Source organism: Shinella zoogloeoides (assembly GCF_033705735.1).
Classification (GTDB): domain Bacteria; phylum Pseudomonadota; class Alphaproteobacteria; order Rhizobiales; family Rhizobiaceae; genus Shinella; species Shinella zoogloeoides_A.
The window spans coordinates 896,053-914,111 of record NZ_CP131131.1 but is presented as its reverse complement, the minus strand read 5'-3'; the positions used below and the strand labels follow the sequence as shown (position 1 = coordinate 914,111).

12 protein-coding genes are annotated in these 18,059 nt (G+C 66.6%); 7 read left to right on the top strand and 5 right to left on the bottom strand.

Annotation, left to right across the window (positions count from 1 at the left end):
- Positions 1 to 44: 44 nt before the first annotated feature.
- Both ShzoTeo12_RS21970 and ShzoTeo12_RS21965 read right to left on the bottom strand, forming a co-directional pair.
- The gene (locus ShzoTeo12_RS21970; protein WP_318914291.1) at positions 45 to 941 is read right to left on the bottom strand and encodes a fructose bisphosphate aldolase; all 897 of its coding nucleotides are present in this window, start codon (positions 939 to 941) and stop codon (positions 45 to 47) included.
- Positions 942 to 1,046: 105 nt separating this feature from the next.
- Positions 1,047 to 1,766 (bottom strand): polysaccharide deacetylase family protein, encoded by a 720-nt coding sequence (locus ShzoTeo12_RS21965; RefSeq protein WP_318914290.1) that lies wholly within the window; start codon positions 1,764 to 1,766, stop codon positions 1,047 to 1,049.
- A gap of 196 nt (positions 1,767 to 1,962) precedes the next feature.
- On the opposite strand from ShzoTeo12_RS21965, the gene lhgO reads away from it, so the two are divergent.
- The 5 genes from lhgO (at position 1,963) to ShzoTeo12_RS21940 (ending at position 10,885) form a co-directional block, all read left to right on the top strand.
- Positions 1,963 to 3,153, top strand: a complete 1,191-nt coding sequence (lhgO, locus tag ShzoTeo12_RS21960; protein WP_318914289.1) for an L-2-hydroxyglutarate oxidase — start codon at positions 1,963 to 1,965, stop codon at positions 3,151 to 3,153.
- A 123-nt stretch (positions 3,154 to 3,276) separates the two neighbouring features.
- Complete coding sequence (locus ShzoTeo12_RS21955; protein ID WP_318914288.1) at positions 3,277 to 4,281, top strand: AraC family transcriptional regulator; 1,005 nt, start codon at positions 3,277 to 3,279, stop codon at positions 4,279 to 4,281.
- 121 nt (positions 4,282 to 4,402) lie between these two features.
- Entirely contained in the window at positions 4,403 to 6,568 is a 2,166-nt protein-coding gene (locus ShzoTeo12_RS21950; RefSeq protein ID WP_318914287.1) for a TonB-dependent receptor, read from the top strand.
- A gap of 76 nt (positions 6,569 to 6,644) precedes the next feature.
- Positions 6,645 to 9,179 carry an ABC transporter ATP-binding protein/permease gene (locus tag ShzoTeo12_RS21945; RefSeq protein ID WP_318914286.1) on the top strand — a complete coding sequence of 845 codons (2,535 nt, stop codon included), beginning with the start codon at positions 6,645 to 6,647 and terminating at the stop codon, positions 9,177 to 9,179.
- Complete coding sequence (locus tag ShzoTeo12_RS21940) at positions 9,176 to 10,885, top strand: ABC transporter ATP-binding protein (protein WP_318914285.1); 1,710 nt, start codon at positions 9,176 to 9,178, stop codon at positions 10,883 to 10,885. The genes ShzoTeo12_RS21945 and ShzoTeo12_RS21940 overlap by 4 nt, the downstream gene beginning before the upstream one ends.
- Positions 10,886 to 10,953: 68 nt before the next feature.
- On the opposite strand, the gene ShzoTeo12_RS21935 is transcribed toward ShzoTeo12_RS21940, so the two are convergent.
- Both ShzoTeo12_RS21935 and ShzoTeo12_RS21930 read right to left on the bottom strand, forming a co-directional pair.
- Positions 10,954 to 13,374, bottom strand: a complete 2,421-nt coding sequence (locus ShzoTeo12_RS21935) for an FAD-dependent oxidoreductase (RefSeq protein ID WP_318914284.1) — start codon at positions 13,372 to 13,374, stop codon at positions 10,954 to 10,956.
- 106 nt (positions 13,375 to 13,480) lie between these two features.
- Positions 13,481 to 14,680 carry an aromatic ring-hydroxylating dioxygenase subunit alpha gene (locus tag ShzoTeo12_RS21930; RefSeq protein WP_318914283.1) on the bottom strand — a complete coding sequence of 400 codons (1,200 nt, stop codon included), beginning with the start codon at positions 14,678 to 14,680 and terminating at the stop codon, positions 13,481 to 13,483.
- 102 nt (positions 14,681 to 14,782) lie between these two features.
- Between ShzoTeo12_RS21930 and gcvA the strand changes: the two genes are divergently transcribed.
- Positions 14,783 to 15,655 (top strand): transcriptional regulator GcvA, encoded by an 873-nt coding sequence (gcvA, locus tag ShzoTeo12_RS21925; protein ID WP_318914282.1) that lies wholly within the window; start codon positions 14,783 to 14,785, stop codon positions 15,653 to 15,655.
- Between the two features lie 9 nt (positions 15,656 to 15,664).
- Here gcvA and ShzoTeo12_RS21920 read toward each other — a convergent pair whose 3' ends face one another.
- Positions 15,665 to 16,534, bottom strand: coding sequence for a LysR substrate-binding domain-containing protein (locus ShzoTeo12_RS21920; protein ID WP_318914281.1), 870 nt, complete (start codon positions 16,532 to 16,534; stop codon positions 15,665 to 15,667).
- Positions 16,535 to 16,665: 131 nt separating this feature from the next.
- Here ShzoTeo12_RS21920 and ShzoTeo12_RS21915 point away from each other — a divergent pair, with 131 nt between their 5' ends.
- Positions 16,666 to 18,027, top strand: a complete 1,362-nt coding sequence (locus tag ShzoTeo12_RS21915) for an aspartate aminotransferase family protein (RefSeq protein WP_318914280.1) — start codon at positions 16,666 to 16,668, stop codon at positions 18,025 to 18,027.
- The last annotated feature ends 32 nt before the right edge of the window (positions 18,028 to 18,059 follow it).

Here is an 18,059-nt window from a genome sequence, read left to right as displayed (position 1 = left end):
CGCCGGGAGCAGGCACGCGATACCCGCTCCCGACCAGGCCGCGCTCAAACCTTCACGACGCTCGCGGCGTAGATCTCGTCGATCGTCCCGGCAAGGCTGGCGTTGAATTCCGCATCGCTCATCGTCACCCGCAGGTCTTCCGTCAGGGCCCGAGAGAAGCTGGCGATCATGTTGCGGTTGCGGCTGAGCTTCTCGCAGGCGACCGCGCGGCTGTAGCCGCCGGAAAGCGCGACGACGCGGGCGACGGACTTGTGGGCGGCCAGCGGCTCGTAGAGGCCGGCGACACTCGGCAGGGTCAGCTTGAGCATCACCCGTTCGCCCGCAAGCAGGGCATCGAGTTCCCTTGCGATCTCGTCGCGCAGGATGGCCTCGGCCTCCTCCTTGGTCGGGCTCTTGATCGAAACCTCCGGCTCGATGATCGGCACGAGGCCGTGGCGAAGGATCTGCCGGCCGATCTCGAACTGCTGCCGGACGACGGCCGCGATGCCGGCCTTGTCGGCATGGCCGATCACCGAGCGCATCTTGGTGCCGAAGATGCCCTTCTTCACCGCGCGGGCGAGCAACTCGTCGAGCTCGGGCATCGGCTTCAGCACCTGGACACCGTTCTCCTCGGCAGCAAGGCCCTTGTCGACCTTGAGGAAGGGCACGACGCCGCGATCCTGCCAGAGATAGGCGGGAACCGGCTTGCCTCCGGCCTCACCGTCCATCGTCTTCTCGAAGAGGATGGCGCCGATCACCTTGTCCCCCGAAAAGGCGGGCGCCGTCATGATACGCACGCGCATCTCGTGCATGAGGCGGAACATCGCCTCCTCGCCGTCATAGTCGGAATCGGCGATGCCGTAGAGCCGCAAGGCGCCGGGCGTCGAGCCGCCGCTCTGGTCGAGGGCCGCGATAAAGCCCTCCTTGCCGGTCATCTGCGCCATCATCCTTGCATCGGTCATGCTCGCCTCCCTGTTGTATGCTAGCGGCCCCGGATGCGTTCCATCGCGCCCGACCCGCCGGCCGATCCGCAGCCTATCATCGAGACAGGCGGATGTCCCACCGTGTCAGCGGCGGTCGTCCTCTTTCGTATCGACCTCGTCGAGGCGGCGGAAGGCATAGCCCTTCGCCTTGAGCGCCAGGACACCCCTGGCGACACCCGCCCCCGAGGCCCGGCCCGGCTGGTTGATATGCGCGATGATGACATCGCCGTCCCGCGCATTGCCGATGATCCTCTCCGCCTTGGCGGCCGGCACCGTGGCGCCGTAATCGCCGCTCAGCGAATAGCCGCCGATGCGAAAGCCCATGGACTTGATCAGGTCTAGCGCATCGGAGCTGTAGCGCGCGGTCGCGTCCCGATACCAGCCAGCCTGCACGCCGAAATCCGCCGTGATGGCGCTGGCGCCGCCCTCGACCTCCGCCCTGACATTCGCGAGGGTTCCCGCGGGCTTGATGCCGAAGACCGGCTTGTCGCCCACCACCGCCGGAACGTGGTTGCTGCCATGGTTCTCGATTTCGAAGAGGTCCGGATGGGCGGCCAGCAGCTTGACGGTAGGGCCGTTGCGGACGAGCCAGCGCCGCGTCACGAAAAGCGTGGCCGGGATGCGGTTGTCGACGAGCGTTTTCAGGATTCGCTCGTCGACGCCGCCGCTGCAGGCGTCGAATGTCAGGGCGACCTGCGGGTGGCCCGAACCGCCCTTCGCGATCGTCAGCCGCGGCTCGCGCAGATCCTTGGTGACGGCAGGGGATGCCAGCGCCAGCAGAACGAGAATGAACCAGAGCCGCATCGCGCCTTCTCCCGAAATTTTCTCCGCCGGAGCCATCTTCCGGCGGAACACGCGCCGCACTACGGCCGAGGCGGCGCGAAATTATGTCCGTGCGCGCTATAGCCATCCGCGCGGCTTTCGTCATCCGCGCAGGCGCCGCATCTTCGATTGCGCACCGAATCCTGATAGGCGGCAGGAAGCCATCGAGGGAGGGGACATGGTTTTCGATTATTGCGTCGTGGGCGGCGGGATCGTCGGGCTGGCGACGGCGATGCGGCTTCTGGAGCGGCGGCCGGGCAGCAGCCTCCTGCTTCTGGAAAAGGAGGCGGCGCTTGGCCGGCACCAGACAGGGCACAACAGCGGCGTCATCCACGCGGGCATCTATTATCCACCGGGCAGCCTGAAGGCCGAGCTCTGCCGCAAGGGCGCGGAGGCGACGAAGGCCTTCTGTGCGGAAAACGGCATCCGCTTCGACGTCTGCGGCAAGCTGCTCGTCGCCACCTCCGATCTCGAGGTGGAGCGCATGGAGGCGCTGCATGCGCGCTCGAAGGAAAACACCATCGAGGTGCATCGTATCAGTGAAGGCGAGCTGAAGGAGCGCGAGCCGAACATCAGCGGTCGCGGCGCGCTGTTCGTGCCCTCCACCGGCATCGTCAGCTATGCCGAGGTCTGCCTTGCCATGGGGCGGCGCATCGCCGCGCTCGGCGGCGAGGTCAGGCTCTCGACGCGGGTCATCGGCATTTCCGAAGCGGTCGACGCGGTCGAGATCACCGCGGAGGACGAAAGCTGGCAGGCAAGGAAGCTCGTCGCCTGCGCCGGCCTCCAGTCGGACCGGCTCGCCGTCCTTGCAGGCCTTTCCATCGAACATCGCATCGTGCCGTTCCGCGGCGAATATTATCGCCTTCCGGCCGAAAAGAACGATATCGTCCGCCACCTCATCTACCCGATCCCCGATCCCGCCCTGCCCTTCCTCGGCGTCCACCTGACCCGCATGATCGACGGCAGCGTCACGGTCGGCCCCAATGCGGTGATCGGCTTTGCCCGCGAAGGCTATCCGAAGCTCTCGCTCAACCTTGCGGACATGGCCGACTATGCCCTCTTCCCCGGCTTCTGGAAGACCGTCCTCGCCAACCGCGCCTCCGCGATGACCGAGCTGAAGAACTCGCTGTGGAAGCCCGGCTATCTGGAAGAGTGCCGGAAATATTGCCCGGGCCTCACGCTCTCCGACCTGCTGCCGCACGAAGCGGGTATCCGCGCCCAGGCGGTGCGCCGCGACGGCACCCTCATCCACGACTTCCTCTTCGCCGGGACAGACCGGATGCTGCATGTCTGCAACGCCCCTTCCCCGGCCGCCACCTCGGCGATCCCCATCGCCGACATGATCGTCGACCGGCTGACGGCGGCCTGACCGGTATCATCGGAATGGGCTCGCATTCAGCCTGCGCGGCCATCTCTGCCGTTCGATTATAAATTTGACTTAATTACTCAAGTTAATATGCTCCGACCTCAACGCAAGGCGGACCATATTCGCATGACGCTGGAAAACCTGATCCCGCCGGGTGGCATGACGCCGAACGACCTCGTTCGGCTCGGCGCCGAATTCGCGCTCGGAGTGGAGCCTGTCGAAATGGCGCCACAGGTTCTGGACACCCCCCTCTATACGGGGCGCCTTTTGGCGCATGAAGTGCAGCCGGGCCTGATGCTCAGCGCCGGCGACGTGACCTATATCTGCGACCAGGGCTTCGCCGTCGAGATGGCGCCGGCCCTCGTCTGCGGCATCATGCTTTCCGGCCAGCCCGTGCGGACCGAGGTCGAGGGCCACGGCAGCTTCGTCCGCCTCCCGCACCAGGTCAATCTCATGGGTTTCGACCGCCCCATCCGCTACACGACGCCGCTGGAGCGCGGGCGCAACTTCCGCACCGCCGGCTTCGTGCTCCAGCCCGCCTTCTTCGAACGCTTCGCGGAAGACATCGACGACGACGGCGTCAGCGCATTGCGAGAACTCACGACGGGTGGTTTCCGCACGGCGACCATCACCCATTCGCCGCGCATCGGCGAGATCGCGCGGCTCTGCCTCGAACATCCCTATGGCGGCCAGCTCGGCAGGCTGTTCCTCGAAAGCAATGCGCTGGCCTATGTGATCGAAGTGGCGCAGGCGCTGAAGGACGAGCGGCGCCTCGTCGCGCTTCTCGGCAGGCGCGAATACGACCGGGTGGTCCATGCCCGCGAAATCCTCGACGGCGACCTCGTCAACACACCGACCACGCTGGAACTCGCCCGGCGCGTCGGCATCAACGTCACCACCCTGCAGGCCAATTTCAAGGCGGTGTTCGGCCGGACCATCTTCGCCCATGTGCGCGAGCAGCGGCTGATGATGGCGAAGATCCTGCTGCAGGAATACCGGCTTTCGGTGGCCGAGGCCGGACGCCGCGTCGGCTTTTCCCGCCCCTCCGCCTTCAGCGCCGCCTATCGCAGGCATTACGGCCATCCGCCGCGCTCGGAGCGCCACCAGTCCACGGGAATGCGGCCGGGCTGACGGCGCCGCGAACTATTGCGTTTCGCGAATGTTTGCCTGCGTCGCGCGAAAGTCGAGTTATATCCTCAAGAATACCTGACCCGCTATTTGTGACGCTCATCATGACCAGGGGGCAAGGCATATGAACACCATCTCGCGCGCACGGCTGATTTCCACCACGGCGCTCGCGGCTCTTGGCATCGCGGTGGCGGCGGGCGAACGGGCCGCCGCCCAGGAGGCTGAGGGAACGACGACGCTCGAAGCGGTCGTCGTCACGGGCACCAAGCGCCCGCAGGACGACGCCTCCCTGCCCGTCGCAACGACGATCCTCGGCCCGGAAAACGTGAAACCCTCCTCGCTCGATCCGGTCGGCGACGTCGCCCGCCAGACGCCGGGCACGAATTTCATGGATTTCGGCCGCTTCGGCGAAAGCTACATGACCATGCGCGGCCTCTCGACGCTCGGCTCGGCGATGAACTCGCTCGACAGCGTGATCGGCCTTTCCGTCGACGGCGTTCCGACGACGCTCTCGGCGATCGGCGCGCCCTTCCTCGATGTCGAGCAGGTCGAGGTGCTGCGCGGCCCGCAGGGCACGACCTTCGGCCGCAACGCCTTCGCCGGCGCGATCAATGTGGTGAGCAAGCCCGCCGACGGGACGAAGGAGACCATCGTCAGCACCGAGATCGGTTCCGATGGCCATGCCTTCATCGAGGGCACAACGGGCGGCTGGCTGATCGACGACCTCGTTGCCGGCCGCGCGACGCTGCGTTTCCAGAAGTTCGATGGCGACATTCCGAACCCGATCACCGGCAAGGACGAGGGCAGCGCGAAGCTCGGCGCGGCGCGCGGCACGCTGCGCATCACGCCGGACGACAGCTTCACCATCGATATCACCGGCGGTTTTTCCAGGGACACCCGGCACAACTCCGCCTTCCTCCTGCTGGAATCGCCCGACTTCCCGATCAGCGGCGCGGACACCACGCCGGTCAACCGCCAGCAGATCGCGCACGGCTCGATCAAGATCACCAAGGAATTCGAGCCCTTCATCCTGACCTCGACGACGAGCTACCAGGACATCAAGCTGCACAATACCGGCGACTTCACCGACGCCTTCATCTTCTCCAACGCCACCGGCCTGCCGCCGTCCTTCTTCAACGACCCCAACGCGCAGAAGGTGGTCTTCGACGACCACGAACGCATCTTCAACCAGGAGCTCCGCCTCAACTCGCATGAAGACGCGGCCGTGCAATGGGTCGTCGGCGCGAACTATTTCAAATCGGACTTCACGACCCATCGCGTGCAGGATGTCGGCAGCTACTCGCCGACGCTGAACGGCACCTTCGACAACGCCATCGACAGCGAGACGATCGCGGCCTTCGCCGACGCGGCCGTGCCGCTCGACGAGCGTTTCACCCTTTCGGGCGGCCTGCGCCTTGCCCACGACAGGCAGACGCTCGACGCCAACTATGTCTCCAATGGCTTTCCCGGCACCATCCCGGCCTTCGCGCAGGACAATTCATTCAGCGACACCTATCTGACCGGCCGCATGGCGCTCTCCTACAAATGGAACGACCGCGCCATGAGCTATGCCTCCGTGGCGCGCGGCTATTCCTCCGGCGGCTTCGAGAAGACGACGGTCTATGCCGGCTTCGGGCTGCCCTCGACCCCCTTCCTGCCGGCAACGTCATGGACCTACGAGATCGGCAGCAAGGCCGAGCTGACCGATGCCATCCGCGTCAGCGGCGCGATCTTCTACAATGACGTGAAGGACGGCCAGCTCACGGGCTTCGATCCGGGCACCTTGCTGCCCTTCATGACGAACCAGGCCTTCGAGAGCTACGGCGTGGAAGCGAACGTGACCGCCACGGTGGCCGACGGGCTGGATTTCACGGTGGGCGGCGCGCTCATCAATTCCCGCCTCGTCGATGTCACGCCGCAATCGGCGCTCGCGGGGGCGCTGGAGGGCAACAAGGTGCCGCAGGTGCCCGGCTTCTCCGCCAATCTCGGCGTCACCTACCGGACGGAAGCCGATGCGCTCGGCTTTGCCGGCGAATTCTTCGTCGGCGCCAATTACCAGTATGTCGGCACCCGCTATTCGGACATCCAGAACAGCGCGAAGATGGCGGCCTACCACATCGTTAATGCGGAACTCGGCTGGGAGAAGGACAATCTGAAGGTCTACGCCTTCGGACGAAACCTGCTCGACGAGCGCCCGCTCTCCTACGCCTTCACCTACGCGCCGGGAACGACGGCCGCCTATATCGGCCGCGGCCGCGTCATCGGCCTGGGGGCGACGATCAAGTGGTAGGCAGCGCCACAGCATTCTCGCGCAGCCCGGTCTTGCCGGCCGGGCCGCATCTTTCCGTTCTTTCGCGAGGCTGCTGATGGGCGCGCGTTTCCAGCGGACGATGATGAAGGCGCTCGGAGCCACCGATCACGTCATGACGGTGGTTTCGGCCACGAACCTCACGCCCGGCTTCCGCCGCATCCGCTTTTCCGCCCCGACCATGATCAACGGGCGCGAGACGCCGACGGCAAGCTATGTCCGCCTCTGGGCGCCCGATCCCGACGATCCGGCCAAGGTGCACCAGCGCGGCTATACGCTGGTCGACCCGGACCCGGCGCGCGGCGAGGTCAGCTTCGATTTCGTGCTGCACGAACCGATGGGGCCGGCCTCCGCCTGGGCGGCTGCGGCAAGGCCCGGCGACACGATCAACGCGTCCTACTATATGTTCCATAAGTTCGAGCCGCCGGAAAATCCGGAAGGCTATCTGCTGATGGGCGATCCCGCGGCCATCCCCGCCATCAACGGCATCCTCGGCGTCCTGCCGCCGGACGCCGCCGTCGTCGTCATCCTGCAGGCCTATCTGCCGGCCGACCGGGATATTCCCGTCACCTTCCATCCGGGCGCCGAGGTGATCTGGACCGGCGAAGGCACCGGCGCGCTCGCCGCCGCCGTGCCCGCCCGCGACTGGTCGAACTGGTATGCCTGGATCGCCGCGGAAAACGCCGCGATCAAGGACCTGCGCGCGAACCTCAACCGCGTGCATGGCTTCCCGCTCGCCGACATCAAGCACGCCGCCTACTGGATCCGCGGCAAGGCGATGCGCCTGCGCAAGGAGGCGGGCGAAGAGGCGGCACCCGCTCCGCCACCGCCCGCCGCTCCCCCTCGGAAGGCCGCGCCGCGCTGGCGCTCGCAGCGCGGACAGGAGCTGCTCGCATCGCTGCGCTGGAAGCTGCGCGCCGCCGGTGCCCTGCAGGCCGTCATCTCGCTGATGCAGCTCGCCCCGCTGGTGCTGCTGGCGGAGCTCGGCCGCCGGCTGCTGGCGGGCGATGCCAATCGGGAAACGTTGACGCCGCTGATACTGTGGGCGCTCGGCCTTTTCGGCGGTGCCGTCCTGCTCTCGACCGTGCTGATGTTCTGGCTGCATGCCGTGGATACCCGCTTCGGCCATGAGCTGCGCCGCGCGATCGTCGCCAAGCTTGCCCGCCTGCCGCTCGGCTGGTTCACCGACCGCAATGCCGCGAGCGTGCACCAGGCAGTGCAAGAGGATGCCGGGCGACTGCATTACATGGTCACCCATGCCGTGCCCGATGTCGTTGCCGGCATCGTCACGCCGCTTGCCGTCATCGTCTATCTCTTCACCGTGGATGCGGCGCTCGCCGGCCTGCTCTTCCTGCCGCTCATCGCCTTCGTCGCCCTCTTCGCCCACATGATGCGCGGCGTCGCCGACAAGCTGGTGGAACATGCCGACTGGACCAGGCGCGCCAATGCCGCGGCCAGCGCCTTCATCGAGGCCTTGCCCGTCGTGCGCGTCTTCGGCGGCGACGGCAGGGCGTTGCGCACGGTGCTGAACGGCCAGGCGGCCTTTCTCAACGGCTGGCAGCGCCCGATGGCCGGCCGCAAGGTCGCCTCGCAGCTTGCGATCCAGCCGCCGGCCTTCCTGCTGCTCATCACGGCGGCCGGCTGCTGGCGTATTCTCTCCGGCGCCATGGCGCCCGCCGATCTCCTGCCCTTCCTCTTCCTCGGCACCGCCTTCGGCACGCAGATCACCGCCGTCATGTACGGCTTCATGCCGATGCGCGAGGCGAAGCAGGCGGCAAGCCGCATCGGCACGCTGCTGGAGGAGCCGGAACTCGACAGAAGCCGCTCGCTGCGCGCCCTCTCGCCGGGTCCACTCGGTCTGCGCTTCAAGAATGTCAGCTTCGGCTACCGGCCGCGCAAGCCGGTGCTCGAAGGCATCGACCTCGTGCTTGCGCCCGGCACGCTGACGGCCCTGGTCGGCCCGAGCGGCGCGGGCAAGTCCACCCTTGCCGGCCTGCCGGGCCGTTTCCACGATGTGACGGGCGGCGCGATCCGGCTGATCGCGGGCGAGACGGAAATCGACATTCGCGACGTCAACCCGCAGGTCCTCCAACGCACCGTCGGCTTCGTCTTCCAGGATGTACGCCTGATCAGGGGAACGCTCCGGGACAACATCGCGCTCGCCCGCCCCGAGGCAAGCCAGGGCGAAATCGAGACGGCCGCCCGCGCCGCCCATATCCACGAGCGCATCGCGGAGGCGCCGAAAGGCTATGACAGCATTCTCAGCGAGGATATCCAGCTCTCCGGCGGCGAGGCGCAGCGCCTTTCCATCGCCCGCGCGCTGATCGCCGATCCGCCGGTCCTCGTGCTCGACGAGGCCACCGCCTTCGCCGATCCGGAATCCGAACATCTGGTACAGCAGGCACTGGGCTCGCTCATCGGCAGGCGCACGGTCCTCGTCGTCGCGCACCGGCTGCACACCGTGGTGCATGCCGACCGCATCGTCGTCATGGATCGCGGCCGCATCGTGCAGCAGGGCCGCCATCCAGCGCTGATCGCCGAGCCCGGCCTCTACCGCGACCTCTGGCAGGCCGGCGAAAGGAAAGCCTCGTGATCATCTCCGCCCTTCTGCCGCCGCAAGCGCGCCCGCGCCTCGTGCCCTTTGTTGTCCTCGTCGTCGTGGCGGCCGCATTGCGCGCGACATCCGCCCTCGCCCTCGTGCCGCTGCTCGGCGCGCTGTTCTCGCCGGTTCCGCAGGATGCGCTTGCCTGGCTCGGCCTGCTTGCCGCAAGCGTCGCGGCCGGCTGGGCGCTCGAGCGCTTTCTGGTGATCCGCGCCTTCGATCTCGGCTTTGCCATGATGACGTCGATGAACGCCCGTCTCGTCGATCATCTCCTCGCCGTGCCGATCGGCTGGTTCGGCGCCACGCAGCGATCGCAGGCCAAACGCGCGCTCGCCGGCGCCGTGCCGGAGCTCTTCGCAAGCTCGGTCAACCTGGCGACGCAGGCCTCCATCGCCGTCACGCTGCCCTTCGCCATCGCCATCGGCCTTTTCTTCGTCGCCTGGCCACTCGGCCTTGCGGCGCTTGCCGCGGCACCGCTGCTGCTCGGCGCTCTCCTTCTCGGCGGGCGGCTGATGCGCCGCGCCGAGGCCGATTTCGCCGTCGCCTCCAGCGAGGCCGCCGAGCGCACGGAGGAATTCGCCCGCGCCCAGATCGTGCTGCGCGCCGCCGGCCGCACCGGCATGGAGGGCACGCCGCTCGGCGCCGCCATCGACGCGCAGAAATCCAAAGGACTGCGCGTCCTCTGGTTCGCCCTGCCCGGCATGCTCCTCTTCTCGCTCGCCATGCAGGCGACGCTTATCGCCATGGTGGCCGTCCTGGCGTTCCTCTATATGGACGGCGCCGTCGATGCCGCCCGCACCGTGGCGCTGATCGTCGTGGTCCTCCGCTTTCTCGAGCCGCTGAATACCCTCTCGGAGCTCTTCCCCGCGCTCGAATCCACGCATGCCGCCGCCGGGCGAACCCTCGCCGTGCTCCACGTTCCGGCCCAGCCGGTCCCCGCGCAGGACAGTATGCCCGGCACCCCGGACATCGAATTCCGCGACGTCCATTTCAACATCGACGGCACGCCGATCCTCGACGGGGTTACCTTCACTGTCCCGGCCGGCAGGATGTCCGCGCTGGTCGGCCCATCCGGCTCCGGCAAGAGCACGATCCTCACGCTGATCGCCCGCCTGCACGACGTCTCCGCCGGAGAAATCCGCGTCGCAGGCCACGACGTGCGCGCCTATGCGCCTAAGACCCTGATGGACCAGCTCTCCGTCGTCTTCCAGAATGTGCAGCTCTTCGAGGGCGGCATTGCCGAGAACATCCGCCTCGCCCGCCCCGAGGCCGATGAAGCGGCGCTGCGCGCGGCGGCAACGGCAGCCTGCGTCGACGAGATCGTCGAGCGCCTTGGCGGCTGGGACGCGCCGGTCGGCGAAGGCGGCAACAACCTTTCCGGCGGCGAGCGCCAGCGCGTTAGCATCGCCCGCGCGTTGCTCAAGAACGCACCGATCCTGCTGCTCGACGAGGCGACGAGCGGCCTCGACACGCTGAACGAGGTCGCCGTCGCCACCGCCCTCACCCGCTTCGGCCACCACACCGCCCTTGTCGTCGCACATCGCATCGAGACCATCGCGAAGGCCGACCACATCCTCTTCGTGGAACACGGCCGCATCGTCGAGGCAGGCAGCCGTGACGACCTGATCGCCGCCGGAGGCCGCTTCGCCACCTACTGGAACAGCCGCCGCCAGGCGAAAGACTGGGCGTTCGCATAGGCTGGGCAATGTCTGCGAACGACACGGCCGGACCGGACCGGCTTGGACAGGATGCCCAGCCAAGACCCTTAAAGCCGAATGCGCTTGCCTTCGGGATCGTAGGCGCAACGGTCCACCGCCGTTGCCCTGCTGCGGCGACCGAACGCCTCGACCTCGATCTCCCGCAATGCCATATCCTCCCCCTTGAGATAGCCGAAGACGAGCGGGGCGCCGATGGTGTGGCCGAAGTCGCCGCTGGTGGTCATTCCCAGGATACGGCCGTTCGCCAGCATCGCCTCGCCGCCATAGACCGGCAGGGGGTCGTCGAGCCTGAAACAGGCGAGCTTTCGCGCGATACCGCGCTCCTTCTGCGCCGCGATGGCATCGCGGCCCTGGAAATCGCCTTTCTTCATCGACAGCGCAAAGCCCAACCCGGCCTCCAGCGGCGTGTCGTCAGGCGTGATGTCGGCGCCCCAGTAAAGGTAGCGTTTCTCCATGCGCAGGCTGGAAATCGCCTTGTACCCCACATTGGCGATACCCAGCGGCGTTCCCGCTTCGCGCAGGACCTCGTAGACATAGGCCAGGTACTCGCTCGGCACATGCAATTCCCAGCCAAGCTCCCCGACATAGGTCACGCGGGCGGCGAAGACCGGCGCCCATCCGATCCGGATCTCGCGGCATGTCATGTAGGCAAAGGCAGCATCCGATACATCGTGCTCGGTGACGGCGGCTAGGACATCACGCGCCAGCGGCCCGCAGAGATTGATGACCCCATAGGCGCCCGTCACGTCCTGCATGGTCACGGATCCGTCGCGGGGCATGTGGCGGCGGATCCAGTCTCCGTCACGCGTGCCGAAGGCGGAGCCCGTGACGACATGGAAGCGGCTTTCCCCGCGCCGCATGATGGTCAGGTCGGCCTCGATGCCGCCACGCCTGTTGAGCATCTGCGTATAGACGACGGCGTCCTCGCGACGATCGACATTCGCGGCCGCCAGCCATTGCAGGAAAGCAAGGGCTCCCGGCCCCGAAATCTCGAACTTGGAGAAGGATGACTGATCGATCAGCGCGACGCGCTCGCGGACCGCCCGGTGCTCCCGGCCGATCACCTCGGCGTGTGGCGCCCGTTCGAAGGTTTCCAGCGGCGGCCTGCTCTCGCCGGGCGCCAGGAAATAGTTGGGCCGCTCCCAGCCGAACTTGGCGCCATTGACGGCGCCTTCGGCTGTCAGGGCCTGGTAGAGGGGCGAACGCCGCAATGGCCGGCAGGCCGAGCGCTCCTCCTCCGGCCACGCAATCGCATAATATTTAGAATAGGCCTCGATGGCGCTGTCGCGCAGATAGGCGAGCCCGCCATGCGGGTGGCCGAAACGACGCAGGTCGAAGGCCCACAGATCCATGCCCGGATCGCCCTCCAGAATCCAGTTCGCCATGGCGCGGCCGGCTCCGCCCGAGGCGGCGATCCCGGATGTAAAGCCGCAGGCGACAAAGAAGTTCTCGAAGCCGCCGGCAAGGCCCATGACCGGTTCGCCATCCGCCGAAATGGGGATGGGGCCATTGACCACGGAGCGCACGCCAAGCTCGCCGAGCAGCGGAATACGGTTCGAAGCGCCTTCGATCACCTCGGCGATACGCTCCAGATCGTCCGCAAACAGTTCCTGGCCGAAATCCAGCGGCAGCTTGCCGAGCCCGTAGGCAGCCCGCGTCTGTTTCTCCCAGCCGCCGATCGCCATCGCGCCCGGCTCCGGCTTGACGTAGAAATTGGCGTCCGGGTCCCGCAAGGTCGGCAGGTCATCCGGCACCTTCGGCGACTTCTCGGTCACGAAATATTCATGCTCGACCACGGTGACCGGCAGATCGATGCCCGCCAGTTCGCCGAGCTGCCGCGCCCAGAGCCCGGCGGCGTTGACGACGATCTCGCAGCCGACATCGCCTTCGGCCGTTTTTACCGCCGTGATACGCCGGTCCCGGATCGTGAAGCCGGTGGCGGCGACGCCCTCGACGATGCGCACGCCGCCTGCCCGGGCTCCCTTCGCATAGGCATGCGTCAGCGAATAAGGATCAACATGGCCGTCGGAGGCGATCCAGGTCGCGCCGCGCAAGCCCTTCGTATCGACCAGGGGAAAGAGGCGCTTGACCTCGTCCGGACCGACGAGCTCCATGTCGAAACCATAGCTTCTTGCGGCCGTATGCGCCCGCTTCAACTCCTCCCAGCGGGCATCGGAAGCGGCGAGCCGAAGGCTGCCGACATTCTTCCAGCCGACATCCTGACCGGTCTCCGCACCGATCCTTGCGCACAGGTCGGCGCTGTATTGCATCAGCCGCGTCAGGTTCACCTTGCTGCGCAACTGCCCCATGAGACCGGCGGCATGCCAGGTGGAGCCCGCCGTCAGCGCACGCTTTTCCAGGAGCAGGACGTCCTTCTCGCCCGCCTTGGCGAGGTGATAGGCGATGCTGGTGCCGATGGCGCCGCCGCCGACGATGACGATGCGGGCGTGAGATGGAAGCTTTGACATATCCGTCTTTCCGAAGCCGACCCGCACTGCGCGTGGTCCCGTTGAATTCCCGGCAGCGGGCAAACCGCCACCTTGTTGCCGATAATCGAGCGCGCGGGCGGGAGCGTCAGGCGCTCATCCGCCCGACATACCAGCGCACATAGCGGTCGACATTCGCCTCCTTGTCCGGCGCATAGGGGCCCGGCTCGAAGCTGGGCGAGGTGACGCCGCGCCACTGGCGGCGGCAGATATCCCAGTCCTCGGACATGACCTGATGATGGAAGGCGGCAATCGCCTCGGGATCGTAATCGCGCCCTTCGACGGCGTTTTCATCCACCAGCCAATAGGCCCGCACGATGGTCCGGGTTGGCGATACCGGCGTGATGCGCACGGTATGCGCATAGTCGGAATTGGCATGGCACCAGAAATTGATGTTGGTGTTGGCGCGGGCCGTTCCCATGTCGGGGTCGGTGAAACCGGCCATCAACACCTTGCAGACGAGCTGGCCGTCCGGGCTTTCCGTCACCATGCCCTTGCGAACCGGGGTCCGGTTGGCGCGGAACCATTCCGCCGTGTTGTTGGACGAGGTGTTGACGCGCGCGACGTCGAGGCCGGCCCTTTCCCAGCGCCGGCGACACTCGCCCAGGCGCTCGGCGATCTCCCCCTTCAGAGCGGGATTGTCGTTCTCCGTATCATACTGAACGGAGACATAGCCGTGATGATTGCCCTCGCAATGGTAACATTCGCGGTTGTTCTCCACGACGATCTTCCAGTTCACATCCAGATCGTAGTCGCGGATCAGGGCGACCTTCGCCCGCGTCATGCCCTGGGATGCGAGAACCGGCGAAAGATGGTCGCGCAGGTCATGAAACGGGGACGGCGTCTCGGACAGGTTGACGAAGATCAACCCGTCGAATTCCCCCACATGCGCCGGCTTCAGGCCATGCGCTTCCTTGTCGAACCCTTCTCCCATCATCGGCGCGCCGATCAGCCGGCCATCATGCCCGTAAGTCCAGGCATGATAGGGACAAACCAGGCGGGCAGCCCTGCCCTTTTCCTTCGTGCAGACGAGGGAGCCGCGGTGACGGCAGATATTGTGGTGGGCGTGCAGCTCGCCGTCCTGATCGCGGACGACAACGACCGGCACACCTCCAACGTCCAGCGTCAGGTAGTCGCCCCGCCCGGCAACCTCGATGGAGTGACCGGCAAAGAACCAGCTGTTGCGGAAAATGCGGCGCTGCTCCTCGGCGAATATCTCCGGATCGGTATAGAACGATCCCGGAAGGCCGTGGCCCGGTCGATAGCTATTCAGACAGTGAACGTTCATGGCGATTTCTCCAAAGGCCGAATTGAAGCCATTGGAGACATTGTTGCCTGCGCGCGCAAACGCGATTACCTTGGGGAAAGCTTAAGTATTTCTAATGGTGCCATGTCTCCCCTGCGCCCCTCGCTGAACTGGCTTCGCGCGTTCGAGGCCGCCGCCCGTCTCGGCAGTTTCGCCGCCGCCGCCGCGGCATTGAATGTCACGCCCTCGGCCGTCTCGCAGCACATTCGGGCGCTTGAACTGAGGCTCGGCAAGCCCCTCTTCGAGCGCCACGCCAATGGCGTGCGGCTCACCGACCGGGGCCGGCGATATGCCGAGGATCTGGGCCAGGCCTTCGACATGATCGACGAGGCGACCAGCAGGTTCGCCGGACGGAACGCGCGCGACCTGCTGGTCGTGCACGTGCCGACATCCTTCGCCAGCCAGTGGATCGCGCCCCGCCTCGACCTCTTTCGTGCAAGGCATCCCGACATAGACCTCAGGTTGACGGCGCTCGACCAGGGCGAGGACAAGGTCGATGCGACGATTGCCTTCGGCGCAGGCCAATGGCCGAAATGCGAAGCCACCCGGTTGCTTGCAGACGAGGCCTTCCCCGTCTGCAGCCCGGCCTATGCCGAGGCGCTGGCCGTTCCCGAGGACCTCAGAGGCCGTGACCTGCTGCATGTTCCCGGTTATGCCGAGGAATGGGACACCTGGCTTGCGCATGCCGGGGTCAGGGGCGTCGACACCTCATCGGGTTCGTTCTTCGACCAGTCGATCATGGCGATCCGCGCAGCCGTCGAGGGCAAGGGCGTCCTGCTTGGCCGCGCCGCGCTGGTGGAGCGGGAACTGGCCAGCGGGCTACTGGTGGAGCCGTTTCGCGCCCGGCTTCCGGCCGCCGGCTCCTATTGGCTGCTCGTTTCGCAGCGCAAGGCAAAGCTGCCGAAAGTAACGGCCTTTCGCGATTGGCTCATCGACGTCACCACCGCAACCGTTTGAAACCAGGACCTATTCCTGCGTCAGCCTCCGGGCCGTCGCGAAGAAGGCCTGGATCGCCTTGCCGTTGCGGCGGTCCTTCAGGCAGATCAGCTTCTCGTGCATCGTCAGCGGCTGGCCTTCGAGCGCGATCTTGACCAGCCTCGGATCGTTGTCGAACTCGGCCTCCGAGACCATGCCGACACCGACGCCGGCGGCGACGATGCGCCGGACGGCCTCGCGCCCCTCGGCCTCTATGGCGCAGCGAAGGGAGATGCCTTCCGCTGCGGCGAGCTTTTCCACCATCAGCCGGGTCCGCGATCCCTCTTCCCGCATGACCAGCGACCACGCACTCAACGCCTGCAGCGACAGGCTCGCATGCCCCGCCAGCGGATGGGACCGCGCGACGAAGAGCACGACCGGCGAGACATTGAGCGACAGAACCTCGAAGGGCCGCTCGTCGGCGAGTTCCCCGAGGACGCCGATATCCACGTCATAGGCGAGCAGGTCCTCGACGATGCTGCTGGAATTGCCGCCGACGATCCTGATCTGGATGCCGGGAAACCGCTGCCGGTAGACCGTGAGCACATCCAATATGTGATCTACCGAATCGGCGGCGATGCGCAGCACGCCCGCCCGCAGCGAGCGTTCCTCCTGCAACACGTCGAGCGCCTCGCCTTCCGCGTCGAACAGGCGGCGCGTCGCCGCCAGCAGCCGCGTGCCCGCCGGGGTCAGCGTGAGCTGCCGGCGTTTGCGCACGAAAAGCGGAACGTCGTATTCCTCCTCGAGCCAACGCACCTGATCGGAAATGGCGGGCTGGGTGAGGGAGAGGTCGCGCGCCGCCTGGGAAAAGCTCCCGGCAAGGGCGACATGGTGGAAAGCCCGAAGCTGGACATAGCGCATGGCGGATGAAGGCCTTTCGTGGAGGCCTTACTATCGATGAATTCTTCATTGCTGTCGAGAATATCGATTTTATCTGCAAACCGAACGATGCGATAGCTCTCCTGTCGCAGGCAGACGGATCGGAGATAGCGATGAAGACCACGGCATCCACGCTGGTTCACACGGAAGGCGAGGCCAATACATCCGCCGCACGCGGGGCGTGGAATGCGCGCCTCGGGGACGGGCGGACGCAGGACCTCGTCTCGCGCGACGCCGCCGCCTTCCTGCACCAGAGCCTTTCCAGCCCCTGCCTCAGCGCCATCGCAAAGGCGGAAGGCATCTGGATTGAAGACACCGCCGGCCGGCGCTACATGGATTTCCATGGCAACAGCGTGCACCATATCGGCTACGGCCATCCGCGGCTGAGGCAGGCGATCAAGGAGCAGATCGACACGCTCAGCTTCGCGCCGCGCCGCTTCACCTGCGAGCCGGCGGTCGAGCTGGCGGAAACGCTTGGCCGGCTGGCGCCCGGCGATCTCGGCAAGGTGCTGTTCACGACGGGCGGCTCCGATGCGATCGAGGTCGCGCTGCGGCTCGCCCGCGCCGCGACCGGACGCTTCAAGACACTCTCCTTCTGGGACGCCTTCCACGGCGCGGGTTTCGGCGCGTCGAGCGTCGGCGGCGAGGCGACCTTCCGCTCGGGCATCGCCGGGCCGCTCCTGCCGGGGGCCGAGCATATCGCGCCCTGGGCAAGCCGCCGCTGCGCCTACGGCCAGGACGATCTCGAACGCTCCGCCAAGGCCTGCGCCAGCATGATCTCCTATGTGCTCGGCCGTGAAGGCGATTTCGCCGCGCTGGTCGCCGAGCCGATGCGCGCGACGCCCAATCCGCCGGCGCCGGGCTTCTGGAAGGCGGTGCGCGAGGCCTGCGACCGGCACGGGACCTTGCTGATCTTCGACGAGATTCCGACGGGCCTCGGCAAGACCGGCCGTTTCTTCGCTTGCGAGCATGACGAGGTCGTGCCCGACATCCTTGTGCTCGGCAAGGCGCTCGGCGGCGGCGTGCTGCCGATTGCCGGCATCGTCGCCCGGCGCGACCTCGACGTGGCGGGCGACTATGCCATCGGCCACTACACCCATGAGAAGAATCCGGTAACGACCCGCGCGGCGCTCACGACGATCTCCATCATCCGCGAGGAAGGGCTTGCCGAGCGGGCCGCCGAACTCGGCGCCTATGCGATGGAGCGGCTTCGCGCCTTCGCGGAGCGCTGCCCCGCCATCGGCGACGTGCGCGGGCGCGGCCTGCTCTTCGGCGTCGAGCTCGTATCGGACCGCGCGGATTTCACGCCGGACAACGGGCTCGCCGAACGGGCCTATTACCGCTGCCTGGAGGCGGGGCTGAGCCTGAAGATCAGCCAGGGCAACGTCATGACGCTCTCCCCACCCATGGTGATCGCGCGCGAGGACCTCGACCGGGCGCTCACCATCGCCGAAGCGGCGATCCTGGCGGGATGAGGAGGACGGAATGCAACGAAGCACGGGAGAAT